The 22,927-nt window shown below is 65.2% G+C and carries 21 protein-coding genes; 19 read left to right on the top strand and 2 right to left on the bottom strand.

Going from position 1 to position 22,927, the window contains the following annotated elements; genetic code table 11:
* The first annotated feature begins 96 nt into the window (after nt 1-96).
* From RXV90_RS07190 to RXV90_RS07215, 6 genes are all read left to right on the top strand, one after another.
* On the top strand, nt 97-951 hold the full coding sequence (locus RXV90_RS07190) for a universal stress protein (RefSeq protein ID WP_316647834.1): 855 nt from the start codon (nt 97-99) through the stop codon (nt 949-951).
* 134 nt (nt 952-1,085) lie between these two features.
* A complete protein-coding gene (locus RXV90_RS07195; protein ID WP_316647835.1) occupies nt 1,086-2,057 on the top strand; it encodes a Bug family tripartite tricarboxylate transporter substrate binding protein in 972 nt (323 codons plus the stop codon).
* A gap of 46 nt (nt 2,058-2,103) precedes the next feature.
* A complete protein-coding gene (locus RXV90_RS07200; RefSeq protein WP_316647836.1) occupies nt 2,104-2,607 on the top strand; it encodes a tripartite tricarboxylate transporter TctB family protein in 504 nt (167 codons plus the stop codon).
* Nucleotides 2,608-2,633: 26 nt separating this feature from the next.
* Nucleotides 2,634-4,151, top strand: coding sequence for a tripartite tricarboxylate transporter permease (locus RXV90_RS07205; RefSeq protein WP_316647837.1), 1,518 nt, complete (start codon nt 2,634-2,636; stop codon nt 4,149-4,151).
* 246 nt (nt 4,152-4,397) lie between these two features.
* A complete protein-coding gene (locus tag RXV90_RS07210) occupies nt 4,398-5,291 on the top strand; it encodes a hypothetical protein (RefSeq protein ID WP_316647838.1) in 894 nt (297 codons plus the stop codon).
* Entirely contained in the window at nt 5,276-5,959 is a 684-nt protein-coding gene (locus RXV90_RS07215; protein ID WP_316647839.1) for a phosphotransferase, read from the top strand. The genes RXV90_RS07210 and RXV90_RS07215 overlap by 16 nt, the downstream gene beginning before the upstream one ends.
* Here the strand turns inward: RXV90_RS07215 and RXV90_RS07220 are convergent.
* A complete protein-coding gene (locus tag RXV90_RS07220; RefSeq protein WP_316647841.1) occupies nt 5,923-7,131 on the bottom strand; it encodes a sigma-54-dependent transcriptional regulator in 1,209 nt (402 codons plus the stop codon). The two genes, RXV90_RS07215 and RXV90_RS07220, sit on opposite strands and share 37 nt — an antisense overlap.
* Nucleotide 7,132: 1 nt before the next feature.
* Nucleotides 7,133-8,512, bottom strand: a complete 1,380-nt coding sequence (locus RXV90_RS07225; protein ID WP_316647843.1) for a sensor histidine kinase — start codon at nt 8,510-8,512, stop codon at nt 7,133-7,135.
* A 216-nt stretch (nt 8,513-8,728) separates the two neighbouring features.
* Between RXV90_RS07225 and RXV90_RS07230 the strand changes: the two genes are divergently transcribed.
* The 13 genes from RXV90_RS07230 (at nt 8,729) to RXV90_RS07290 (ending at nt 22,867) form a co-directional block, all read left to right on the top strand.
* Nucleotides 8,729-9,622 carry a UTP--glucose-1-phosphate uridylyltransferase gene (locus RXV90_RS07230; protein WP_316647844.1) on the top strand — a complete coding sequence of 298 codons (894 nt, stop codon included), beginning with the start codon at nt 8,729-8,731 and terminating at the stop codon, nt 9,620-9,622.
* 117 nt (nt 9,623-9,739) lie between these two features.
* Entirely contained in the window at nt 9,740-11,299 is a 1,560-nt protein-coding gene (locus tag RXV90_RS07235) for a response regulator (protein WP_316647845.1), read from the top strand.
* The gene (locus RXV90_RS07240; protein ID WP_316647846.1) at nt 11,292-12,494 is read left to right on the top strand and encodes a glycosyltransferase; all 1,203 of its coding nucleotides are present in this window, start codon (nt 11,292-11,294) and stop codon (nt 12,492-12,494) included. Before RXV90_RS07235 ends, RXV90_RS07240 begins: the two co-directional genes overlap by 8 nt.
* The gene (locus RXV90_RS07245) at nt 12,494-13,666 is read left to right on the top strand and encodes a glycosyltransferase family 4 protein (protein ID WP_316647847.1); all 1,173 of its coding nucleotides are present in this window, start codon (nt 12,494-12,496) and stop codon (nt 13,664-13,666) included. The genes RXV90_RS07240 and RXV90_RS07245 overlap by 1 nt, the downstream gene beginning before the upstream one ends.
* Nucleotides 13,663-15,423, top strand: a complete 1,761-nt coding sequence (locus tag RXV90_RS07250; RefSeq protein ID WP_316647848.1) for an ABC transporter ATP-binding protein — start codon at nt 13,663-13,665, stop codon at nt 15,421-15,423. Before RXV90_RS07245 ends, RXV90_RS07250 begins: the two co-directional genes overlap by 4 nt.
* Nucleotides 15,420-16,622 (top strand): phosphotransferase, encoded by a 1,203-nt coding sequence (locus tag RXV90_RS07255; RefSeq protein WP_316647849.1) that lies wholly within the window; start codon nt 15,420-15,422, stop codon nt 16,620-16,622. The genes RXV90_RS07250 and RXV90_RS07255 overlap by 4 nt, the downstream gene beginning before the upstream one ends.
* Nucleotides 16,609-17,751 carry a phosphotransferase family protein gene (locus tag RXV90_RS07260; RefSeq protein ID WP_316647850.1) on the top strand — a complete coding sequence of 381 codons (1,143 nt, stop codon included), beginning with the start codon at nt 16,609-16,611 and terminating at the stop codon, nt 17,749-17,751. The genes RXV90_RS07255 and RXV90_RS07260 overlap by 14 nt, the downstream gene beginning before the upstream one ends.
* Nucleotides 17,748-18,848 (top strand): glycosyltransferase, encoded by a 1,101-nt coding sequence (locus RXV90_RS07265; protein ID WP_316647851.1) that lies wholly within the window; start codon nt 17,748-17,750, stop codon nt 18,846-18,848. Before RXV90_RS07260 ends, RXV90_RS07265 begins: the two co-directional genes overlap by 4 nt.
* The gene (locus RXV90_RS07270; RefSeq protein ID WP_316647852.1) at nt 18,845-19,441 is read left to right on the top strand and encodes a histidine phosphatase family protein; all 597 of its coding nucleotides are present in this window, start codon (nt 18,845-18,847) and stop codon (nt 19,439-19,441) included. The genes RXV90_RS07265 and RXV90_RS07270 overlap by 4 nt, the downstream gene beginning before the upstream one ends.
* A gap of 11 nt (nt 19,442-19,452) precedes the next feature.
* Nucleotides 19,453-19,659: a hypothetical protein gene (locus RXV90_RS07275; protein ID WP_316647853.1), complete on the top strand. Its 207-nt coding sequence runs from the start codon at nt 19,453-19,455 to the stop codon at nt 19,657-19,659.
* A complete protein-coding gene (locus RXV90_RS07280) occupies nt 19,656-20,504 on the top strand; it encodes a hypothetical protein (protein ID WP_316647854.1) in 849 nt (282 codons plus the stop codon). Before RXV90_RS07275 ends, RXV90_RS07280 begins: the two co-directional genes overlap by 4 nt.
* 242 nt (nt 20,505-20,746) lie before the next feature.
* Nucleotides 20,747-21,163, top strand: coding sequence for a universal stress protein (locus RXV90_RS07285; RefSeq protein WP_316647855.1), 417 nt, complete (start codon nt 20,747-20,749; stop codon nt 21,161-21,163).
* A gap of 48 nt (nt 21,164-21,211) precedes the next feature.
* Nucleotides 21,212-22,867: a BCCT family transporter gene (locus RXV90_RS07290; RefSeq protein WP_316647857.1), complete on the top strand. Its 1,656-nt coding sequence runs from the start codon at nt 21,212-21,214 to the stop codon at nt 22,865-22,867.
* Nucleotides 22,868-22,927: the final 60 nt, after the last annotated feature.

The raw sequence follows: 22,927 nt of genomic DNA on the forward strand, positions 1-22,927 counted from the left end.
GCCGATTGGCGCGGCTGGACGGATCGGCCGTACGCGCCATATCCTTGCGATCCGAACGGCCCCGCAGAGGAGGGCCGTACCACAGGGAGGTCACGGATGCTCAAGAGGATACTGGTCCCGGTGCGCGGGGACGGGATGGGCGAGATCGTCCTGTCGCACGCCGCCGCGCTTGCTCATCGTCACAAGGCGCACATCGTTGTCGCCCATTGCCGGCCGCAGCCCGAGGAGATGCTGCCCTACAGCGTGCCGCTGCCCGCTTTCGCGCGAAAGACGATCATCCAGCAGGCCAGCGAGCTTTCCGATCAGGAAGAGGCGGAGCTGCGCGAAAAACTTCACGAGCTGGCCGCCACGCTGCACTTGAACGAGACCGAGGCGCCCGACGGCACCCGCGCGACGGTGCAGTATATCGAGGAATACGGGCGCATGATGGATGTCGTGCGCCACAATGGGCGGCTGGCCGACCTGATCGTGGTGGCGAAGCCCGATCGTGACCGGAACCTCGGCACCAACACCTTGAAAGCCGGGTTGTTTCAGACCGGGCGGCCGGTCTTGATGTGCCCGGCGTCGAGCGCGCCAACGGAGACGTTCGGGGCGCGGATCGCCTTGGCTTGGAACGGATCGCTCGAGGCGTCGCGGATGGTGGCTCTGACGCTGGATCTTGCCGAGGCGGCGGATGCGGTGACGCTTCTGACCGGGGGCAAGGGCGAGGCGCATGGGGCCACGACCGAAGAGCTTCTGGCCTATTACCAGCTGCGCGGGGTGAACGCTTCTGTGCACCGGTTCGAGGCGCGCAGGCCGGGGGCGGAACTTCTGCAGAGAGCGGCGGAAACGGGTTCGGAAATCCTGCTGATGGGGGCCTATGGGGTCAGCCACGAGCGCGAAACGCTCTTCGGCGGGAACACCCAGGCGGTTGTCGACAACGCGGAAATCCCTGTGGTTATGGCGCACTGAACGGTATACCACGGCACGCAATAAAATTTCTCTTGAAATGCGTTTTGAGTAATTTAATTACCGGCGTGTTAAGCGCGCGTCCGCCTTGCGGAGGAGCCTGACAGGCCGACGCGACGGACACAGGAGGAAGTTTTATGCCGGTTACCAAACGTGGATTTCTGAGCCTTGCCTGCGCGACAGCCCTCGCCGTGACGCCCTTCGCGGCGCTGGCCGAGGGATGGCAGCCGCGCAAACCCATCGATTTCGTGATCATGGCCGGGCCGGGTGGCGGCGCAGACCAGATCGCGCGCTTTGTCCAGTCGGTCGCGGAAAAGCACGACATGACGCGCCGTCCGCTGGTGCCGAACAACAAGGGCGGCGGTTCGGGCGCGGAGGCGCTTATTCATGTGAAGGGCGCGAGCGACCCCGATCACACGATCCTCGTGACGTTGAATTCGTTCTTCACGACGCCGCTTCGGCAAGGCAACCTCGGGATCGACATCCAGACCTTCACGCCGATCGCGATGATGGGCGTCGATCCCTTCGTCCTGTGGGTGCACAAGGATTCCGGTATCACCACCTTTGACGAGTACGTTCAGAAGGTGAAGGCCATGAACGGTGAGTTCGTGATGGGCGGCACCGGCGCGGGGCAGGAAGATTCCATCGTGATCGCGTACATGTCGGGGGCCTATGGGCTCGACATCAAGTACATTCCCTATGATGGCGGCGGCGCGGTAGCCAAGGACCTTGCGGGCAAGCAGATCATGGCCACGGTGAACAACCCGGCCGAGGCGAAAGGCTTCTACGAAGCGGGAGATTTCGTGCCGCTTGTCGCCTTCTCGGACGATCGACTTCCGGCCTACCCGGACGTGCCGACGATGAAGGAGATGGGCAACGACTTTTCCTACTACAACCAGCGGGCCGTCGTTGGCGCGCCGGGGATGTCGGACGAGGCCGCGGCATATTACCAGGATCTCTTCACCCAGATCTACGAGAGCGAGGAATGGCAGGGCTATCTGACTTCCGAAAGCCTTTCGCCGCTTTGGATGGATGCCAGCGCGCAGCGCGACTACTGGGCCACGCAGGTCGAGAACCATCAGAAGCTTCTGCAGGCGCTGGACGGCTGACGCCGCCCTGACGCTTCAGGTGTAACCAAAACAGGGGAGGGGCCGGATGCGTAACGGCGAGATCATCACCGCGGGCGTTCTGGCCCTTCTCTCGATCTACTTCATGTGGAAAAGCGCCGAACTGCCCATCGGTTATATCGAGGGAAAGGGGCCCGGCGGGGGCGCGTGGCCCTTCTGGCTGTCGGCGGTGATGCTGGTCTCCTGCGGGATGATCGCGCTTAACTGGTGGCGCAGGACGAGCCCGCCCTCGCAATCCGAGGAGCCCGCGCTCGACGAATACGGCTGGCGGATGCTGCTGCTTGTCGGCGGGGGAATCGTCGTCTTCGTCGCACTCGTCAACGTGATCTCGATGTACGGCGCGATCATGGCCTTCCTGCTTTACTACATACGGTATCTGGGTCGCCATTCCTGGGCGCTGACGTTTGCGATCGCGATCCCGGTACCGATCTTGTTCTTCTTTTTCTTCGAAGGTGCGATGCGGATCACCATGCCGTCGGGCATGCCGTTTACCGACCCCGTGTTCAACATCCTCTACGAGATCATCTATTGATCCGCCGGTGAGTTGAGGCCAGAGCCATGGAAATTCTTTCGCTTCTTGCCGACGGCATGCTTCTGTCGCTGCAGCCGCTCAATATCCTCCTGATCCTGGTCGGCGTCACGCTGGGGCTGTTCATCGGGGCGATGCCCGGGCTTGGCTCGGTCAACGGTGTGGCGATCCTTCTGCCGATCACCTTTCTGGTGCCGCCAAGCGGGGCGATCATCTTCCTTGCCGCGATCTATTACGGGGCGATGTACGGGGGGGCGATCTCGTCCATCACCCTCGGGATCCCGGGGGCCTCGACGGCGGTGGCGACGACATTCGACGGAAAGCCCCTGGCGCGGCAGGGGCGGGCGAGCCTGGCGCTTGTGACGGCGGCGCTGGCCTCTTTCGCGGGCGGGACGGTGGCCAATATCCTGTTCACCGCCTTCGCGCCCGTCCTCGCGACGCTGGCGCTGTCTTTCGGCCCGCCGGAGATCTTTGCGCTGATGCTTCTGGCCTTCGCGACCTTCGTGGGGCTGGGCGGGGACGACATCCCCAAGACCGTCTTCTCGATCTGCTTCGGGCTGGTGCTGGGCGCGATCGGGTTCGACCAGATTTCGGGTGCGCCGCGACTTGTGCTGTTCGACATCAACGGGTTCCTGCAGGGGATCGGGTTTCTGGTTCTGGCGATCGGGGTTTACGGGATCGGCGAGATGCTCTGGACTATCGAGATGACGCGGGGCGAGGTGACGACGAGCACGCCCAAGCTGTCGATGAAGGGCATGGCGAGTGACGCGAAGGAGGCCACCCGGCGCGGCTGGAAGGGCACGACGATCGGGTCGTTCCTGGGCTTCTTCGTGGGCATCCTGCCGGCGGCGGGCGCGACGCCCGGTTCGCTGATGTCCTATGGTGTCGCGAAGATGGTGTCGCGGAACCCCGAAAACTTCGGGCGTGGCAACCCCGATGGTGTGGCTGCACCCGAGGCGGCGAACAACTCTGCCTCGACCGGATCGATGCTGCCGATGCTGACCCTTGGCATTCCCGGCTCGCCCACCACGGCGATCCTCCTCGGTGGCATGGTGATCTGGGGGCTTGTGCCGGGCCCGCGGCTTTTCACCGACGAAACCGAATTCGTCTGGGGGCTGATCGGATCCTTTTATATCTCGAATGTGGCGGCGCTTCTGATCAACCTGTCCTTCATCCCGCTCTTCATCTGGATGCTAAGGATGCCGTTCACGATCCTGGCGCCGATGATCTTCGTTCTGTCGATCGCGGGCGGCTATGCGGCGACGCGGGACATGTTCGATATCTGGCTGATGGTGATCTTCGGGATCGGTGCATTCTTCCTCAGAAAGTTCGACTATCCGCTGGCGCCCGCGGTTCTGGCCATCGTGCTGGGGCCGATTGCGGAGCCAACACTGCGTCAATCTCTTCTTTTGTCCTCGGGTGATCCGATGATTTTCTTCACGCGCCCGATCGCGGGGCCGATCACGGTGATCGCGCTGATCCTGATCTTCCTTCCGGCGCTGAAGCTTCTGCGGCGGGCGCCTGCCCGGCAGGGGGCTGCGGAATAGCCTGGCTGCGCCGGAACTCGCTCATAGGTTGATCGGGGCCACGTGAACTGGGGGAACTCACGCATTATCGGTCCGATGAACTGTGTAAGACCGTTCCGGCACTGTGCCAAAATCGGCAGGATGGGGTTCGAATCTCGATATTCGATGCGGCCCGAACGGATCGCTTTCGTTGGCACCTGCCGTTCGGGTCTGGGACATATTCGCAGGCTGGCCTCGATTGCCAGGCGGCTGCGGTGCCGTGCGCCCATGGGCGCGTTCGACCTGATCACGAATGCGCCGCCCGGCGGCCTGTCGGATCGGGAGAGCGGTGTTTTCTCGAACGTGACGATTTGCGAGCGTGGGGAGATGGCAGGGGCGCTTGCTGGCGGCGGCTACGACCTTGCCGTCTGCGACACCATCCAGATTCCGGGCCTCGCTGCCTATCCGGGCCGTGCGGTTCTTGTCTTGCGGGAGACGCCGGAGGCGCGGCTCGCGGGGTTTCACCGGGACGACGGCAGGCCGTGGGACAGGGTGATCGTGCCAAACCCGGCGGATCACTGGTTGCCCGGGGCGGGGGCGGAGTTCGCGCGTTCGGTGGAGCCGGCGGGCTGGATCACGCGGGCGGCCGGCCTGCGGCAGCCGGGCCAGAGCACCGGTATCGTCGTTGCCACCGGCGGCGGCGGAACGCCGGCGACGCGCGCACTTCTCTATCCGATGCTGGAGGCAGCGATCGGCGGGGCGCGGCGGCTTCTGCGGGAGCCTTTCGTGGTGCGGCAGGCGCTGGGCCCGAGGGCGGAAAATGCGGCGCTGTCAGAGACGAACGAGGTGTTCGACCCGGGCGGGGACCTGAACGCCATCTTTCGTGACGCAGATCTGGTGATCTCAACGGCCGGTTACAACTCGGTGCTCGAACTTGCCGGCACTGACACGCCCGCCTTTCTGGCCGCCGTGCCGCGCAGCCTGGACGATCAGGTGGCGCGGGTGCGGCTGTGGGGCGGCAGGCTTGGCTTCGGGATGGAACCCGACCGGGTGGAAGAGGCATCGCGCTGGCTGGCCGATCAGATCGATCGGCCTCGTCGCCGGGCTCCGGTTGATCTGGGCCCCGACGGCGCGGAGCGGGCGGCGAATCTTATCATGGACATGCTATGCCCGGTTTCGTGAAAACCTATGGCGATGCGGCTGTGGCCGCAGAGGCCATCCGCCGGGCCGCGGCCCTGCGGGCAGGGGGGGTTGACACGCCCTACGGGCGTCTTGGCGCAACGCCGCACGAGGTGGTGTTCGACCGGATCGATGGGGAATCCGGCTTTCCACTTATGCGCGAGGCGGGGGAAGATCTTCTGCGGTGTCTTGCCTGGGTTCACGCATGCGACGTGCCCGACCTGCCCGCCTATGACCCTCTCAAGCGCATTCGCCCGCGGATCGGGCTGGCGACCGCCGACCCGGTGCGCGCCGTTCTCGGGGAGAAGGTGCCGACGGGCACCGCCACGCTGCATGGCGACCTGCATGTCCGACAATTCGTTCGGGAGAGCTCTGGCCGTGTCTGGATCGTTGATCTTGACGACATGGCGCTTGGCCCGCCTGAAGCGGACCTCGCGAATTGCGCCGCGCACGTCATGACGGCGGAGGAGTGCGGCAAGACCCTTTGGGGCGAACGGGTTGGCGCGATGTGGCGAGGGCTCGGCATGGCATTCGACGCGGATATCTTCTTCCAGTTCCTGCGCTTCGCGCTGGTGCGGCGGCACCTCAAGCTGCGGGAGGCGGGGCGGCCCGATTGCGAGGAGAAGGTTGTCGCCTACCTGCGCGGAAGTTCGAACTTTTCCATCCTGTAGCGCAGGGTGTCGCGGCTGATGCCGAGAAGCTCGGCCGCGCGCGAGACGTTGCCGCCGGTTCGGGTGAGTGCCTTGTTGATCGCACCCAGTTCCACGTCCCGAAGCGTCGGTATGTCGCCGGTCTGGCCCTCGCCGATGGCGCGGATGTGCGGGGTGTCGATCTGCCCGTCGGTCTGAAGAAGCATCGCGCGTTCGATGCAGTTTTCGAGTTCCGACACGTTTCCCGGCCAGTCGTGTTCGAGGAGTTTCGCGCGCGCGGCCGAGGTGAAGCGGGGCCGGGCCTCGCCCCGTTCGCGCGCGATCCTGCGGGCGAACAGATCGGCGATGGGTAGAACGTCTGCTGCGCGTTCCGAAAGGGGCGGCATGTCGATCCAGCCGACCTGAAGGGCGTAGAGAAGTTCGGGCAGGATATCCTGCCCCGGGGTGAGGTGACGTTCGGATGTTGCGATCAGGGCCGGTGGCGTCTGGCTCTGCGTCAGAAGGTGCAGGAGCCGGGCCTGCCCGGCGGCCGATAACCCGGACACATGACGCAGAAGAAGGGAGCCGCCCGCCGCCCGGTCGAACAGCGTGTCGAGTTCGGCCTCGTCGGAGAGGGCGCAATCGAGCGTCTCGAGCGGCCTGTCGGGGGCAGCCGTTTCGTGGAGCGCAAGGGCGGCAAGGGATTTTCCGGTTCCTTCTGGCCCGATGATCAGTACGCCGGGGCGCGGGTCGGCGGACTTGCCCAGCTTGCGGATCGTGGCGCGCAGCGCGTTGGCGGCGGAGGACCGGCCGATGATCCGGTCGGCCCCAGTCCTGTCCAGCCCGCCCTGCATCTCGTCCAGCATGAGTTCGCTGGCAATCGCGGCGATGGAGGAGAGCGGCGTGGGCTTAACCAGGAAATCACGCGCGCCGGCTTTCATTGCCCGCACGGCGATGTCGATATCGCCGTGCCCCGTCATCATCACGACGTTCGTCTGGCTTTCGGTGCTGCGGATCCATTCCAGCACGTCGAGCCCGTCATCCTCGTTCAATTTGTAGTCGAGGATAACGAGGCGTGGCGCATCGCGTTCGATCATCGCGCGGCCCGAGGCGGCGTCGACGGCGTAGCTGGCGGAAAAGCCCCGCCGTTCGAGGAAGCTGACGATCGAGCGGGCGAGCACCACTTCGTCTTCGACGATGAGAATTCCGCTCAACTTACGCCCTCGCCGGAACGGTCAGGGTGACTTCGACCCCGCGCTCGGGCCGGTTCTTCAGATCGAGCGTGCCGCCCAGCCTCTCGGCGATCCTGCGGCCGAGGGCGAGCCCGACGCCGAGGCCCGAGGATTTCGATGTCTGGAACGGCACGAAGAGCTTGCGGATCTGTTCGTCGCTGAGCCCGGGGCCGGTATCGGCCACCTCTATCGCGATGCGCCTGCCGGGGGCCGCGTGCCAGCCGATGTTCAGTGTGCCGCCGGTGCTCATCGCCTCGATCGCATTCGACAGGATGGTGTTCAGCACTTGCTCAAGCTCGGCCGAACCGGCGCGGGCAACGGGGCTGTCGGAGCTTTTGGCGAGGGTGACGGTGATACCGCGCTTTTCCAGTTGCGCGGCGAAGCCCGCGAGGCATCGCTGGATGATCACATCCACATGGGCGATGTCGCCGGCGCTGTCGGGCTCCGCGCGGGTGCGGGTTAGGAAGGTGCGGATCCAGGCCTCCAGCCGATCCACCTGATCGGTGATGTCGTGGATCGTGCGGCGGCTGTCGTCGGGGATATCGTCATCGGCCACAAGCTCTGCACAAGAGCGGATCGCGGCAAGCGGGTTTCTGAGCCCGTGGGCGACCGCGGAGGCCATTTCCCCCACGACGGCCAGCCGTTCGGTTTCGACGAGCCGCTGTTCCTGGCGGTGCAGGATGCGGGTGGCGTAGACGACGACCGTCAGGAGGGCGGTGAACAGCACCACGCCGGAAATCAGCGCACCCACCCAGGCGAGGGTGACGACGCCGTGAATCGTTTCTAGAAGGCTGGCGGGGGCCTTGTAGACCTCGACCGCGCCAATCACGCCGTTGCCGTCTTCCGACCAGATCGGAATATAGAATTCGATGAACTCATTGACATGGTCGGGAAGCCCGACGTGTTCTTCCTTCTCGCCCCGGTCGACCACGACGATTTCGGGGTGAAGTTCGCCCCGAAGCGCCGTCTGCAACTCGTCATTGTCGTCGAAGACCAGCCCGATCAATTCCGAGTCGCTTGACCACAGAACCTCGCCCGAGGGGGCGTAGACATTCGCGCGGAATACATCTGGCAGGCGCGAGACGTGCAGGAAGAATTCCTGCGTTTCGGGATCGTCGGTGGGATCGGTGATCCGCGTCATGCCGAGGGAGTAGGGATCTTCCTCTTCAACCCGCACGATGGAATTCAGAAATTCCATCGACACAACGGCATCGCGCATCATCATGTTCCGGGTCATGTAATTGGCCAGGTACTGGCTGAGCACGCCCGTCGTGGTGAAGATCGCAAGGAAGCTCGTTACCACGAAGATCGTGAGCACCTTCATGTAATGCGGTGAGTCGCGAAGTGACAGAATCTGCGGCACCGGCTGTGCTCCCATGGAATCACCTGTAGATGGATACGATCCATCCGACTTTGTCCGATAGGGAGACAATCAACCGGAGTTATAGAGCCGGGATTTGGGCGATATCCCCCAAAAGTTGAGGAACACCTCCCCCAGAACACACCGAACGCGCCGTCGCCCGGCCGCGCCTTGCCTGTCAGTGATCTTGGTCGATGAACCGAGCTGAGGGCAAGACAGATGACGAAACCTTCCGTAACCAGGGCCGTTTTTCCAGTGGCAGGGCTGGGCACGCGATTTCTGCCTGCGACGAAGGCGGTGCCGAAGGAGATCATGACGCTGATTGACCGCCCGCTCGTTCAATACGCGATCGACGAGGCGCGGGCGGCAGGGATCGAAGAATTCATTTTCGTGACGGCGCGCGGAAAGGGAGCGCTTGAGGACTACTTCGATGAGGCCCCGGCGCTGGCTGCGGCGCTGCGCCGGCAGAGCAAGCACGAGCTTCTGGCCGGACTGAAGCGTACCGAAATGGCTTCGGGCGCCATAGCCTATGTGCGGCAGCGCGAGCCGTTGGGCCTTGGACACGCCGTCTGGTGTGCAAGGCATCTGATCGGGGATGAGCCCTTTGCGGTGATCCTGCCCGATGACGTGATCGCGGCTGAAACGCCCTGTCTCAAACAAATGGTGAAGGCCCATGCAGAGATCGGGGGAAACCTTGTAGCCGCGATGGAAGTGCCGCGCGCGCAGGTCTCATCCCACGGCATTCTGGATGCAGGGGGCGTGCGGGGCGACGTGATCAGGGTACGTGGCATGGTGGAGAAACCCTTGCCCGATGCCGCGCCATCGACCCTTGCAGTGATCGGCCGCTACATCCTGACGCCCGAGGTGCTTGGTCGTCTGGGCGGACAGGCGGCGGGCGCGGGGGACGAGATCCAGCTGACCGACGCCATTGCCGCCGAGATCGGCGGAACCGGCGTGCACGGATTTCGTTTCGAGGGCCGGCGCTATGACTGCGGCTCGAAGGCGGGATACTTGCAGGCCACCGTGGCATTTGCGCTCGCTCGTGACGACATGAAGGACGAGTTCGCAGATTTCCTCAATTCCATCATGGAGTTCCGGGTCGCGGCGGAATGACCGAGGTGGGGGATTTCCCCCAAAACGGCTTGGGGCATTCGCCCAAAACGGCGGGGCTGCCGCCTGCCGCGCCCCCGCGTCCTGGGTCATGCTGAAATGGACATCAATGAGGCCGGAATGATACGGATTCTTCTTGCGGAAGACGAACCAGTGCTGGCGCGCAACATCGCGCGCTCCCTCGAACGGATGGGCGCACAGGTGACCCATGCGCCTTCTGCTGCGGCGACACGCGCGGCACTCGCTCTCGGCAGTTTCGATCTTGCGATTGCCGATATCTCGCTGGGTGATGGCGACGGCATCGAGGTGCTTGGCGATGTCTCAGACAAGCTGCAGGGCACGCCGGTGATCGTGATGACGGGGGAGGACAGCGTCGACAACCGGATGCGCGCCGAGAACCTGCCGGTCGCGGCGTTCCTGACGAAGCCCTTCGCGCTGTCACGGCTGCGCGAGATCGTTGGCGCCCTGACGCGGATGTCGGCGCAGAGCGCTTCGCCAGCAACCGGCCCTTCGGTCGTGATGTATTCCCACGATACGATCGGTCTTGGGCATATGCGCCGGAATTCGGCAATCGCGCGGGAACTGGTAGCGCGCGTGCCGGGGCTTTCGGTGCTGATGCTGGTGGGGTGCCCGGCCGGTATGGTGTTCGACCCGCAGCCCGGGATCGATTACGTCAAGCTGCCATCGCTCGCCAAGCTGGGGCGCGGCGTGTTTCAGGCCGGATCGCTGAGGATCGACGCCGAGACGACTCGGGCGATGCGTGCCCGGATCATCGAGGGTGTGCTGAGCACGATCGAGCCGGATATCTTTCTTGTCGACCATGAGCCAGCGGGCGCGATGGACGAGTTGCGCCCTGTTCTCGAGGGTCTCAGGGACAAAGCTCATGTGCGCACGGTGCTTGGACTGCGCGATATTCTGGACGATCCGGCCCGCACCCGCGTGGCCTGGGCCGAAGGCGGGACAGATCGCCTGATTTCCGATTTCTACGACCACGTCCTCGTCTATGGCGATCAGCGTTTTTTCCCGAGCGTGGAGGCCTATGGGCTCGAGGTTCTGAAACCCGGGGCCGTCACCGAATGCGGTGTTGTTACGACGGTTCGTCAGCAGGTGCGTCCCCCATCCCCTCGGGCGCCCTCGCGGATCGTCGTCTCGGGGGGCGGCGGTCGGGATGCGTTCCCCCTCATAGAAGCCGCGATCAATGCGGCCGAGACGCTTCCCAATCGCTGCCGGCCGCGGTTGACCGTAGTGACCGGCCCGCTGATGGATGCCGAACTCAGATCGGAAGCGCTTCGCATCGGTGCTGTTGCGGGCGTTGAGGTGCTGGAGCGCGTTTCGGATCTGCCGGCGCTGATGGGGGAGGCGGATCTTCTGCTGACGATGGCCGGCTACAATTCGATCAACGAGGGGCTTGCGGTCGGATGCCCGATCGTCACGGTGCCCCGGCTAGGCCCCTCATCTGAGCAGCGGCTGAGGGCCGAAGCGCTCGAGAGGCTCGGACTGGCACGTTATCTTCGGCGCGAGGATCTGAGGCCTGAAACGCTGGCCCGGATCATGCGGCAGACCCCGCCGCGCCCCAACCCCCAAAGCCTGAAAATGGACGGGGTGCGCATGGCCGCGCGCATCCTCGCGCGGATGATCGGCGAGGTCCGTCATCCGGACAGGGAGCGCGCCCATGCCTGACCGCCGGATTGCCTATGTGTTGAAACGGTTCCCCCGCTTCAGCGAGACGTTCATCTTGAACGAGCTTCTCGCCCATGAGGCGGCGGGGGCGGACGTGGATGTCTTTTCTCTTCTCGCCCCGCCCGAGGAGCCGCGGCATGCGCGGCTGGCCGATCTGAGGGCCGAAGTCACTGTGCTGAAATCGGTTGGCAAGGGGAGGGCCGGCGCGCCCGGGGCAGGGGATGCCGCACTGTTTTCAGGGAAATCCGTCATGGAGATCGGGGCGCTTCAGGCGAAGGCCGAGGCCATTGCGGAGCGGGCGGCGGGGCGGGGCATCACACATTTCCACGCCCATTTCGGTTCGGACGCGACGACCGTGGCCTGCCTTGCGGCGCGGATCATCGGGGGCACTTATTCCTTCACGGCCCACGCCCGCGATATCTATCACACCTATGTTTCGCCAGAGGCCGATGCCGCGATGCGCCGGGCGAAACTGAGCGAGGCCGCGTTCGTGGTCACCGTTTCGGATTACAATGCGCGGCACCTTCTGACGCTGTGCCCAGAGGCGCGGGTTGTGCGGATCTATAACGGGATCGATCTTTCAGTGTTCCGGCCGGCCCCGGCGGAGGCCCGTGTTCCCGGGCAGTTGATCGCCGTCGGACGGATTGTGCCGAAGAAGGGCTTCGATGTGCTTCTTGCCGCCTGCCGGATCCTCAAGGATCGCAGTGTGCCCTTTGATCTGTCGCTTATCGGAACCGGGCCGGAAGAGGCCGCGCTTCGGGCGCGGATCGCGCGGTTCGCCCTTGGGGGGCAGGTCCGGCTTGAGGGGGCCTTGCCGCAGGAGACGCTCGCGCAAAGGATGGCCTGCGCCGAGGCTGCCGTTTTGCCCTGTGTCGTCACAGAAAGCGGCGACCGGGACGGGTTGCCGACCGTGCTTCTTGAGGCGATGGCGCAGGGGCTGCCCGTCGTGACGACGACGGTGTCGGGCGGGCCCGAGATCGTCGCGGACGGGGTGACCGGGCGGCTTTGCGCGCCGGGCGATGCGGTGGGGCTGGCGGAGGCCCTGCAGGAGGTTCTGGCGGACAGGGCCCGCGCCCGGGCCATGGGCCAGGCGGGCCGGCGGCGGGCGGAGGCGCAGTTCGATCTGGGCGAAAATGCCGCGCGGTTGCGCGCCCTTCTGATGGATCCGGCACTTGCGGTGCGGGAGGCGGCGTGATGCGGATTGTCTATGTCTCCGCCGATCGCGGCATTCCGATCTTCGGGGAAAAGGGGGCCTCGATCCACATACAGGAGATGATGCGTGCGTTCGGGGCGCTGGGCCATGAGGTGCGCGCCGTCACCGCCCGGCGCGGCAGCGGGGATAGCCCGGGGCTTTCGGTCGAGGAGGTTGCGCAGGTAACCGCAGGCACAGAACGCGCGAGCAAGGAGCGCGCGGCCATGACGCAGGCCCGGGCGATCGAAGCGCGGCTGCTGGCGCTTTATCGCGAGTGGCCGTTCGACATGATTTATGAACGCTATTCGCTCTGGTCCGCCGCGGGGTGCCGTGCGGGCACGGCGCTCGGGGTGCCGGTGATCACCGAGGTCAATGCGCCGCTTGTCCTGGAGCAGGCCGCCTTCCGCACGCTTGTCTGCGAGGCAGAGGCGCGCGCCATCGAGGCCGAGGTTTTCGCCCGCTCGACGGCATTGGCTGCGGTATCGGGGCAGGTTCGGGAGTACGTTATCCGCGCTGGCGGCGAGGCGGCCCGCGTGCACGTGACCCGGAACGCCGTGGATACCTGGAATTTCCGGCCAGACGTGCCCCCGGCGGACCTGCCGGATGTGCCGGACGGGGCCTTCGTCATCGGTTTCACAGGATCGCTGAAGATGTGGCACGGGGTCGATACGCTTCTTGACGCCTTCCGGCTGTTCCGGGAACGCGAACCGCGGGCGCATCTTCTGATCTGCGGCGACGGACCGAAGCGGGGCTGGATCGAAGGTTTCGTGGCCGGTGCGGAGTTGCAGAAGGCCGTAACGCTTGCGGGTTGGGTCGATCACGCGCGCCTGCCAGCGATGATTGCGCGCATGGATGTCGCCACGGCGCCCTATCCCGGGTCGGAGGCGCATTATTTTTCGCCGCTCAAACTGTTCGAGTACCTCGCCATGGGCCGCCCGGTCGTGGCGAGCGATATCGGACAGACTTCGGAGCTTCTGAAAGGCTCGGCGGCGGCGATCCTCTTGCCGCCGGGGGATGCGCGGGCGCTGGCCGAGAGTTTTGCCTATCTGGAACGAAACCCGGAGGTGTGCGGGCGCATGGCCATGGCTTCCGCTGCCGAAGGCGCGCGGCATGACTGGACGGACAACGCCGCGCGTGTGCTGGCCCTTGCCACCGGCGCGAGCGTGGCGGCATGAGCCGGCGGTACAGTATCGCGCCGGGCACGCTCTGGCGGCTGTTTCGCCGGATGGGCCCGCATATGCGGCCGCATCGCAGGAAGCTGGCGCTTGGCGGGCTTGCGATGGTCGGCGTCGCCCTGGCCGAGGTCGCACGGCCCTGGCCGCTGAAGATCGTCTTCGATGGCATCCTGATCCTGCAGGAGACGCCCGATCCGGTCACGACATGGCTGACCTCGGCATTTCCCACGGGCGACATGCTTCTTGCCGCAACCGCGGTCGCCATCCTGGGCATCGCGCTTCTTGGGGGGGGCGCGGGGTTCGCGCAGGCCTATCTGATCGCCGCGGTCGGACAAAAGGTGGTGGCGCAGATCCGGCTCGATCTTTACCGCCATATCCAGCGTCTGTCGCATTCCTTCCACGACACTGCTTCGTCCGGCGACATCATCGCCCGGCTGACGGGCGATGTAAGGATGATGCGCGATCTCCTGATCGATGCCGTCGTGTTCTTTGCCGCGCGTATTCTGGTGATCGCCGTGACGATCGGTGTGATGGCCTGGATGGACTGGCGGCTGACGCTGGTGGCGCTTGCGATCCTGCCGCCGCTCTGGGCCGTGACGCGGTATTTCGGCGGCCGCATAAAGGGGGCGGCGCGCAAGCAGCGACGGAAGGAAGGCAAGATCGCCGTCGTGATGACCGAGGGGATATCTTCGATCAATGTGGTGAAGGGCTTTGCGCGCGAGGCCTATGAGGCGGAGCGTTTCGCAAAGCAGAACAATTCGTCGGCCGAGGCGGGCGTCGTGACCACGCGGCTTGCGGCGAACATGGACCGGGTGACGCAGGTACTTCTCGCCCTCGGGACGGCGCTTGTCCTGTGGTACGGGGTGACGCGGGTGCGCGTCGGAGCGATCAGCCCGGGTGACTTGCTGGTCTTCACGGCCTATCTGTCTTCTCTCTACAAGCCCGTGCGGAAGATGGCCGCGATGACCGCCCGGGTGGCGAAGGCGACGGCAAGCGGCGAGCGCCTTCTGGAGATCTTCGATCTGGTGCCGGAGGTGGAAGAAAGACCGGGGGCCGTCGATGCCTGCCGGCTGGAGGGCCATGTACGGTTCGAGGCCCTGACCTTCGCCTATCCCGACGCGGAACCCGTTCTTCGAAATGCAGATCTTGCGATCGATCCCGGTGAGATCGTCGCGATCGTCGGACCGTCGGGGACAGGCAAAACCTCGGCCACGCGGCTTCTGATGCGGTTCTACGATCCGCTGTCGGGGCGTGTGACGGTTGATGGATGCGATATCCGGTACCTCACGCTCGACAGCCTGCGGGGCAATATCGCGGTTGTCCTGCAGGACAGCGTGCTGTTCGGCACCTCGGTGCGGGATAACATTGCCTATGGCAGGCTTGATGCGAGCGATGCCGAGATCGCCGCTGCCGCCCGCGCCGCCGAGGCCGATACCTTCATTCGCGCGCTGCCGCAGGGCTATGACACGGTGCTGGGTGAGCGAGGCGAGACGCTTTCGGGCGGTCAGCGCCAGCGGATCGCGATTGCCCGCGCGATCTTGCGGGACGCGCCGATCCTCATCCTGGACGAACCCCTGAGCGGGCTTGATCCCGTCACGGGACGGAGCCTTCTTGTCGGCCTGCGCCGTGCGGCGGCGGGGCGGACCACCTTCCTCATCGCCCATGATGCCCTGACACTGTCGCTGGCGACCCGGGTGGTACGGCTGGAGGCGGGCCGGTTCGCAGACAGCCCGCCGGACCGGAGCCTTTCGGCATGACGGCGGTTCTGGAGAAGAAGGAAGGCCTGCTTGCACAGTGGGCCTCGGGACGGCCCGTGGCGGGGATGTCGCTTCTGCTGGGTGAGGCGCCGCGCCATGTGCGTCTGAAGCGCGTCCATTTCTCCCGCACCCGTCCCGTGCAGCTTGAGTTCGTCGCCACGCTGCGCTCCGGCCTCGATGTCCCGGTGATTGCCGAGCACTGCCACCGTGAAGCCGAGGCGCATGCGGCGCGCGTGAGCGCGAGCCTGATGAAATCGCGGAACGGGCAGCGCGCGGGCCTTTCGGCGGCGGCTGTCGTTGCAGACCGAGAGGCGGGGCTTGTGCTGCGCCGCCCGGGGCTGGACGAGCGCTTGCCGGGCCTGAAGCTTCTTCACGATCGCGGGGCGGCGCGCGCGGTGCTGGCGGATCTGACCGGGCGCGACCCGGGGCCCGTGGCCGTGCGGCTTGTTGCGCACCGTTTGGGCAAGCGCGCTGTTCTGAGGATCGCCCTGCCGGGCGGGCCGGTCTTTGCACGGCTTCGCACGGTGAAGAGCGGGGAGGGCGCGGATCGGTTGGCACGGCACCGGGCGCTTTGGGAGGCCTTGGGCAGAGAGGGCCACCTGCGCATTCCGAAGCCACTTGGCGCAGCACCGGATCTTGGGCTTGCACTGTTCGGAGCGTTGCCGGGGCAGGCGCCCGCCTTCGGGCCGGAAGATTGCCGGGCCATCGACCGGGCGCTCGAAACCCTTCGCGGGCTCGATCCGGCGGGCCTGCCGGCCCACACCGAAGGGGACGAGGCGCGCCTTCTTCTGGGCTGGTTCGAACGGTGCCGCGATTACATGCCCGCGCTTGCCGACGCGATCGGGCCGAAGCTTCACCGGCTGTTTGCGGAGATGTCGGTGCGGCCCGCCGTTCTGAGGCCCTGCCACCGGGATCTGCACGAGAAGCAGATCCTGATCGCGCAGGGGATTGCGGGCCTCCTGGACTTCGACACGCTGTCGCTGGCCGACCCTGCCCTCGATCCGGGCAACCTACTTGCCCATCTCTTTCTGGCAGGGCGGGAAGAGAGGTCTTTGAACGCAGCGATCGGCGGGCCCGGCGTGCGGCTCTGGCGCCGGGCAGCGCTGTTCCGGCTTGCGATGATCCGCGCGTTTTCCTCTGCACCAATGGCCGAACTTCGGCGCCTTGTGGACGAGGCCAGTGCAGATGATCGCGACTGACGACCCCGATTTGCCGGGCCTAAGCCGGCTTTGCCCCAAGGCCCTGCGGCGGATCACCGGGGCCAAGACGGTATCGCTTGCGCGGCTGCGATACCGACCGGGGCGGCGCGCAATCCTGCATGTGGAGACCGGGGCGGGCGGTCAGGGAGCGCTTTGGTTCTTCGAGGGCGGGAAGGGGCGGCGGCTTGCGAAGCGGAACGGCGCCGCCGTGTACGACACAGAGACCGGCGCGCTTTACGAGCCCTTTCCGAACGATCATCGGATGCCGCAGATCCGCGAATTCCTGGATCGGTTCGATACGATTGCCCCGCCTCTTCTGGGCGGGGCGCCGGATGGCATGCCCGAGGTGCTTCGCTACCGTCCGGGGCTTTCCTGCACGTTTCGCTGTGGGGTGGCGCAGGGCGGGCCGGTTTACGTGAAGCTGATCAGCGGTGAGAAGCCCGAACGCCTTGCGGCGATGAACCGGCGGATATCGGAGGGGCTTCGAGGAGGACCGGTCTTTGTTGCCCGCGCGGTTGGAACGGATGCCGGCCTTTCCGCAATCGCCTATGCCGGGGCGCGGGGGCGACCCCTCGACGCGACCCTGGCGCAATCGGAGGGGATCGAACCCCTCCGGCAGGGGATCGACGCGATTTCGCGGTTCTCGGAGTTGAAGATCACGCCCGAACGTCGGATGACCGGGGCCAATCTGACGGCGCGCGCGGCGGAGAGCGTGGCCATGGTGGCGGCGACGGTGCCGGAGGCGCTTCCCGTCGCCGAGAGAGTGTTCGCACGCGTCGACGGCCATGTGCCGTCGCTTGAATGCTGTCCGATCCACGGGGACGTGAAGCTCGAGCATCTGTTTCTGGACGGCGGCGAGACGACGCTTATCGATATCGAAAGCGTTTCCCTCGGCCCGCCGGACCATGATCTTGCCCAGCTTTACGGGCGTATTTGGATGGCCGAACTCGAGGGTCTCTTGCCGGAGCCCCGCGCGGCGCGAGCAGCGGAGGAGGTGCGCCGCGCGGCCGGGCCGGGTTTCGAGTGGTCCCGGGACGTGGTGGCGCTGAGGCTTGCAAAGTATTTCGCGCAGCGGCCCGCGCCCGAGGCACCGCGCCGGATCGCAGCGATCCTGGAGCGGATGGGGTGACGCATCGCGTGGCTCATGTGCTGAACAGCCCGGGCCGGGGCGGCGTGCCGCGCGTTGTTCGTGCGCTTGTCACCCATGCCGATCCGGGGCGCATCAGCCCCCATGTCTTCTATCTGAAGAACGGGCGCGGGGATGACCTGTTCGAGGATCTGGACATTCCGCGACGCGTGGCGGCCTCTGGCAGCAAGAGCGCGGCGATGACCGAGCTTGTCGGGTGGCTTGATGCGCATCGGATCGACATCCTGCATTGCCATTCCTTCCGCCCGAACCTTTACGGGCGGATGGCGGGCGCGGTGCTGCGGCCCGCAGGGCTGAGGATCGTGGCGCATTACCACAACGATTACAGCGACAAGTGGACAGGGGATGCCCTGCATCTGGAGCGGCGGCTGGCCGGGGTGACGGATGCGGGAATTGCGGTGTCCGAAGCGGTGGCTGACCATGTGGCCAAGCGGGTTGGCCGAGTGCCCGATGTCATCGAGAATGGTGTCGATTTCGGCCGGATCAGGGGCGGGAACAGGGGGGCGGGCCGCGCGCGACTTGGCATCGCGGCGGATGAGCTTGCCGTGGGGCTTGTCGGGCGGATCTGCCGCCAGAAGGGCACCGATATCTTCGTCGAAGCCGCGATCAGCGTTCTGGCGAGCCTGCCACAGGTGCGATTTCTGATCCTTGGTGATCCTGAGGAGGCCGCGCTTCAGCGCCTGTTGCAGGACCGGATCGTTGCGGCAGGGCTTTCCGGGCGGGTCACTTTTGCCGGGCATCGCGATGATATGGCGGATTGCCTGGCGGCCCTCGACATTCTCGCCGCCCCTTCGCGCTGGGAGGGGTTCGGGCTTATGCTTGCCGAGGCGATGGCAGCGGGCGTACCAGTCGTGGCGACTGCGGTGGGCGGTATCCCTGCGGTCGCGAGCGGGGCCGCGACGCTGATCCCCGCAGAGGATCCCGAGGCCCTTGCGCTGGCGATCCTTGCGCTCTTGCGCGATCCCGGCCGACGGGCGGCGATGCGCGCGGCCGGGCTTAGCGCGGCAGAGCGCTTTGACTGGGCGATGTCCGCGACAAAGCTCGATGCGATTTATGAACGGATTGGCGGCGGGCGATGATCCTTCACGTGATACGGCATGGTGAGACGGAGACCAGCGGGAAAACCTATGCCGGGCGGAGTGACGTGCCGCTGAATGATAGGGGTCGGGCAGAAGCGCAGGAGATTGCCCGCCGGCTTGGTGACCAGCCGATCACGCTTATCCTGACGAGCCCGCTGGCGCGCGCGGTCGAGACAGCGGCGCCGCTCGCATCCATCCGTGGCGTTGTGCCGGTTGAGGAGCCTGCGCTGATGGAGATCGATTTCGGCATCTACGAGGGGTGCCCGAAGGCCGAGACGGGCCTGCGCCTGCGCAAGACCCATGCTGTTGACCCTGTGCCAGGGGGCGAGGCGCTTCGGGACGTGTGGGGCAGGGCGGGGCAGGTTCTTCACAAGGTGGGGCGCACCGGTGTCGCGCCCGGCGCGCATATCGCACTTGTGGGCCACTTCTGGATCAACCGGCTGATCCACGGGCGAGCAACCGGCATGACATTCGATGCGGCATGCAGGGCGCGCGCCTACCGTCCACGGACCGGATCGGTCGAGACGGTCGCCTTTGGCGTTGCCGACGATGCCCGCCGATGGCCCAAGAATGGCCACACTGCCCCTGCATAGACGGGCCCGAGATGGGCACGTTTCTGAGCATTCTCTTGGTTGCCGCCGTGACGCTGGGGATCTACTACCTCCTCGCCCGCGCGCTCTGGCGGCGTATGATCGCATTCTGGGCTGAGCTGCGCGGTTGGGTTGGCGCAGGCAACAACGTTGTCGACGAAGTCGTGCCGAGGGCGAGCTACCTGCTTCTGTTCTTTCTGCTTCTGTCGCTTGCGCTATGAGTTTCGTCGAACCCAAGCCACCACTGTCCGAGCGGATCGCCGCAACCACCACGCGAAGCCCGCAGGCCGTCACCATTCTGGTCATACCCGGGTTGGCAATCGTCCAGGAATTCGCGGCAGCCGAGAGCTTCGCTACGCTTGCCGCGGTTTTGGCGAGTGGCGGGCTTTATGCGCTGGCGATATGGGCGTTGATGCGCGGATTCTCGGACGAACAGGCCTTTCGGGCCGCGCCTGAGCCACGCGCGCCGCTGCCGCTGAAGGCCGCGGGTGTTGCGCTTGCCTCCGCTGCGACTGGAATTCTGGCTGGCCTCAAGTGGGGTACGCCGCTGGTGATCTCGCAATATGTGATAGGGTGCGCGGTGCTTGCGGCCCTTTCCTTCGGGCTCGATCCCTATTGGACGCACAAACCCGAAGCCGCGACACCGAGATCGCGGCTTGAGGCCCGGCTGCGCGCCATCGGGCAGTTGCTGAATGCGGCCGATGACCAGGCGCGATCGATCGGTGACGAGCAGCTTTACGGAGCGTTCCAGACGTACCGCGCGTCGGTCGAGCTGCTTATCGAGGCCATTCGCGCGGCACCTGACAGGGCCCATTCGGTCAAGCGGCACCTTGGCCCGCTTCTTTCCGGTGCCGCAGAGGCGGGGCGGCGCTATGTTACGATCCTGCGCATCGCCCCGAATGAGGCGGCGCGGGAAACAATCCTCGATCTTCTGGCCAAGCTAGGGCGCGAATACGACCGCGCTGCCCGCGATTATGCCGCCGGGGATCTTCGCGCCCTGGCGATCGAGGCTGATGTTCTGGAAGAGATGCTTGGCCGGCTTGGGCCGGAAAGGCGTGACGGCTGATCCCCGCACTTTTCACAGCCCGTCAATCGCTGGCTGATCGGGATCCGATGGCCCTTCTGCGACATGCATTATGTCGGTTTCGGCACAAGGACCGCCGTGACCGTTTGTATCCCCGGAAGAGGGCAGGTTAGACTGCCCCAGCAATCGCGCCTCGGTGCGGCGGCTCAAAACAAAGAACGAGCGGGTGTGTTGCTCGGTTTCAAAGGGCAACTCCGGACCCGCCTGCCAAAGGGAGGAGTGCCTTGTTTAAACGGATAATGGCGCCGGTGGATCTGGCGCATGTCGATGGATTGAGACGCGCATTGGATTGCGCGGCCGACCTTGCGCGGCACTACGATGTGCCGGTGTCCTATGTCGGGGTCACGTCGTCGGCACCAAGCCAGCTTGCGCATAATCCAGAAGAGTTCGGCGAAAAACTGAAGGCGTTTGTATCCAGCGAGGCCACGTCTCACGGGGTCAATGGTACGGCGCATGCCGCGGTATCGCATGACCCGACGACCGATATCGACGACGCCCTGATGCGGGCGATCGACGAGACCGGTGCGGATCTGGTCGTCATGGCAAGCCATGTGCCCAATGCGCTTGACTACATCTGGCCGTCGAATGGCGGGAAACTTGCCGAGCACGCGAAGTGTTCGGTCATGGTCGTGCGTCCCTAGGCGACACGCAGGACATAACTGAACCACAATCAACACGGGAGCCGACACATGTCCGACGAAACCGCTAATCAGGGGATACCCGCGCCCGAAGGCGCGTCCCAGATTATCGAGACTGATTACAAGATAGGTCAGGACAACATCGCAACGCAGATCGGGCCCTTCGGGCTTGATATTCACAATCCGGTTTTTGTTATTTCGGGCCTGTCGATCGTGGCCTTTGTTGCTTACGCGCTGATGGCGCCCGATCAGGCGGGCGAATTCTTCGGCTGGCTGCGGCCGACGCTGACTTCGACTTTCGACTGGTTCTTCCTGTGGTCAGCGAACATCTTCGTCATCTTCTGCCTGATCCTGATCGTGACACCCTATGGGTCTGTTCGACTGGGAGGCGAGAACGCGACGCCGGATTACGGGTATGCAGGGTGGTTCGCGATGCTTTTCGCCGCGGGTATGGGCATCGGGCTTATGTTCTTCGGGGTGCTTGAGCCTGTCTATTACTTCGGCACACCCTGGGGGGACGAGCCCCTGGGTGTTGTCCGGCCATTCACCGAAGATGGCGCGCTGATCGAGGAGAATATCGAGGCCGCGCGCCGGATGGCGCTGGCTGCGACCTCGTATCACTGGGCGCTGCATCCCTGGGCGATTTATGCGGTCGTGGCGCTGGCGCTAGCGCTTTTCACTTATAACAAGGGACTGCCGCTGACGATCCGTTCCGCCTTTTACCCGATCTTCGGCGAGCGTGTCTGGGGCTGGACCGGCCACATCATCGACACGCTGGCGGTTTTCGCGACGCTCTTCGGTCTGGCCACATCACTTGGCTTCGGGGCACAGCAGGCGAATGCGGGGCTTGAGTTCGTTTACGGCGTGCCCAACAACGTGACCGTGCAGGTCATCCTGATCATCGCGATCACGGCGGTTGCCCTGATTTCGGTGCTGCGCGGCCTCGACGGCGGTGTGAAGCTTCTGTCCGAGATCAACATGGTAATCGCCTTCGTCCTGCTTTTCTTCGTCCTCTTCGCGGCCGGAGCGGGCACGATCGTGACAGAGTTCGGCAAGGGCATCGTCGCCTATTTCCAGGAGGTGATCCCGCTGTCGAACCCGCATGGGCGTGAAGACACCGGCTACATGCAGGGCTGGACGGCGTTCTACTGGGCCTGGTGGATTTCCTGGTCACCGTTCGTCGGCATGTTCATCGCCCGCGTGAGCCGGGGCCGGACGGTGCGCGAGTTCGTGATCTGCGTGCTGATCATCCCCTCGCTTGTCTGCATGTTCTGGATGGCCGTCTTCGGCGGCGCCGCGATCGAGCAGGTGATCGCTGATCCTTCGGGAAGCGCGGTGAAGGCACAGGTCATCGACAGCTACAACCCGCCCCTGTCGCTGTTTGCGATGCTGGGCGAGTTGCCGCTTGCCGGGATCACTTCGACAATCGGGATCATCCTCGTGATCGTGTTCTTCGTGACATCGTCGGACAGCGGATCGCTTGTCATCGACACCATCACGGCAGGCGGCAAGGTTGACGCGCCAGTGCCGCAGCGCGTGTTCTGGTGCACCTTCGAGGGGCTGGTTGCGATCGCTCTGCTGATCGGCGGGGGTCTTGGCGCGCTTCAGGCGATGGTGATTTCGACGGGGCTTCCCTTCACGATCATCCTGCTTCTGATCTGCTGGGCTGTCTTCAAGGGCCTCGTGGAAGAGCGCCGGTCGACCTGATCCGGGGCGTAACTCGCAGGAAAGACGGGGGCCGCCTGGTTGGCGGCCCTCTTTCTTTTG

The organism is Ovoidimarina sediminis (assembly GCF_032586175.1).
GTDB classification, from domain to species: Bacteria; Pseudomonadota; Alphaproteobacteria; order Rhodobacterales; family Rhodobacteraceae; genus Ovoidimarina; species Ovoidimarina sediminis.

Bases quoted from the DNA above. Each gene is read 5' to 3' on its own strand.
- RXV90_RS07205 (WP_316647837.1), top strand. From the start codon at position 2,634: ATGGAAATTCTTTCGCTTCTTGCCGACGGCATGCTTCTGTCGCTGCAG.
- RXV90_RS07250 (WP_316647848.1), top strand. From the start codon at position 13,663: ATGAGCCGGCGGTACAGTATCGCGCCGGGCACGCTCTGGCGGCTGTTT.
- RXV90_RS07230 (WP_316647844.1), top strand. From the start codon at position 8,729: ATGACGAAACCTTCCGTAACCAGGGCCGTTTTTCCAGTGGCAGGGCTG.
- RXV90_RS07210 (WP_316647838.1), top strand. From the start codon at position 4,398: ATGGGCGCGTTCGACCTGATCACGAATGCGCCGCCCGGCGGCCTGTCG.
- RXV90_RS07255 (WP_316647849.1), top strand. From the start codon at position 15,420: ATGACGGCGGTTCTGGAGAAGAAGGAAGGCCTGCTTGCACAGTGGGCC.
- RXV90_RS07270 (WP_316647852.1), top strand. From the start codon at position 18,845: ATGATCCTTCACGTGATACGGCATGGTGAGACGGAGACCAGCGGGAAA.
- RXV90_RS07215 (WP_316647839.1), top strand. From the start codon at position 5,276: ATGCCCGGTTTCGTGAAAACCTATGGCGATGCGGCTGTGGCCGCAGAG.
- RXV90_RS07190 (WP_316647834.1), top strand. From the start codon at position 97: ATGCTCAAGAGGATACTGGTCCCGGTGCGCGGGGACGGGATGGGCGAG.
- RXV90_RS07200 (WP_316647836.1), top strand. From the start codon at position 2,104: ATGCGTAACGGCGAGATCATCACCGCGGGCGTTCTGGCCCTTCTCTCG.
- RXV90_RS07280 (WP_316647854.1), top strand. From the start codon at position 19,656: ATGAGTTTCGTCGAACCCAAGCCACCACTGTCCGAGCGGATCGCCGCA.
- RXV90_RS07260 (WP_316647850.1), top strand. From the start codon at position 16,609: ATGATCGCGACTGACGACCCCGATTTGCCGGGCCTAAGCCGGCTTTGC.
- RXV90_RS07235 (WP_316647845.1), top strand. From the start codon at position 9,740: ATGATACGGATTCTTCTTGCGGAAGACGAACCAGTGCTGGCGCGCAAC.
- RXV90_RS07240 (WP_316647846.1), top strand. From the start codon at position 11,292: ATGCCTGACCGCCGGATTGCCTATGTGTTGAAACGGTTCCCCCGCTTC.
- RXV90_RS07195 (WP_316647835.1), top strand. From the start codon at position 1,086: ATGCCGGTTACCAAACGTGGATTTCTGAGCCTTGCCTGCGCGACAGCC.
- RXV90_RS07275 (WP_316647853.1), top strand. From the start codon at position 19,453: ATGGGCACGTTTCTGAGCATTCTCTTGGTTGCCGCCGTGACGCTGGGG.
- RXV90_RS07245 (WP_316647847.1), top strand. From the start codon at position 12,494: ATGCGGATTGTCTATGTCTCCGCCGATCGCGGCATTCCGATCTTCGGG.
- RXV90_RS07290 (WP_316647857.1), top strand. From the start codon at position 21,212: ATGTCCGACGAAACCGCTAATCAGGGGATACCCGCGCCCGAAGGCGCG.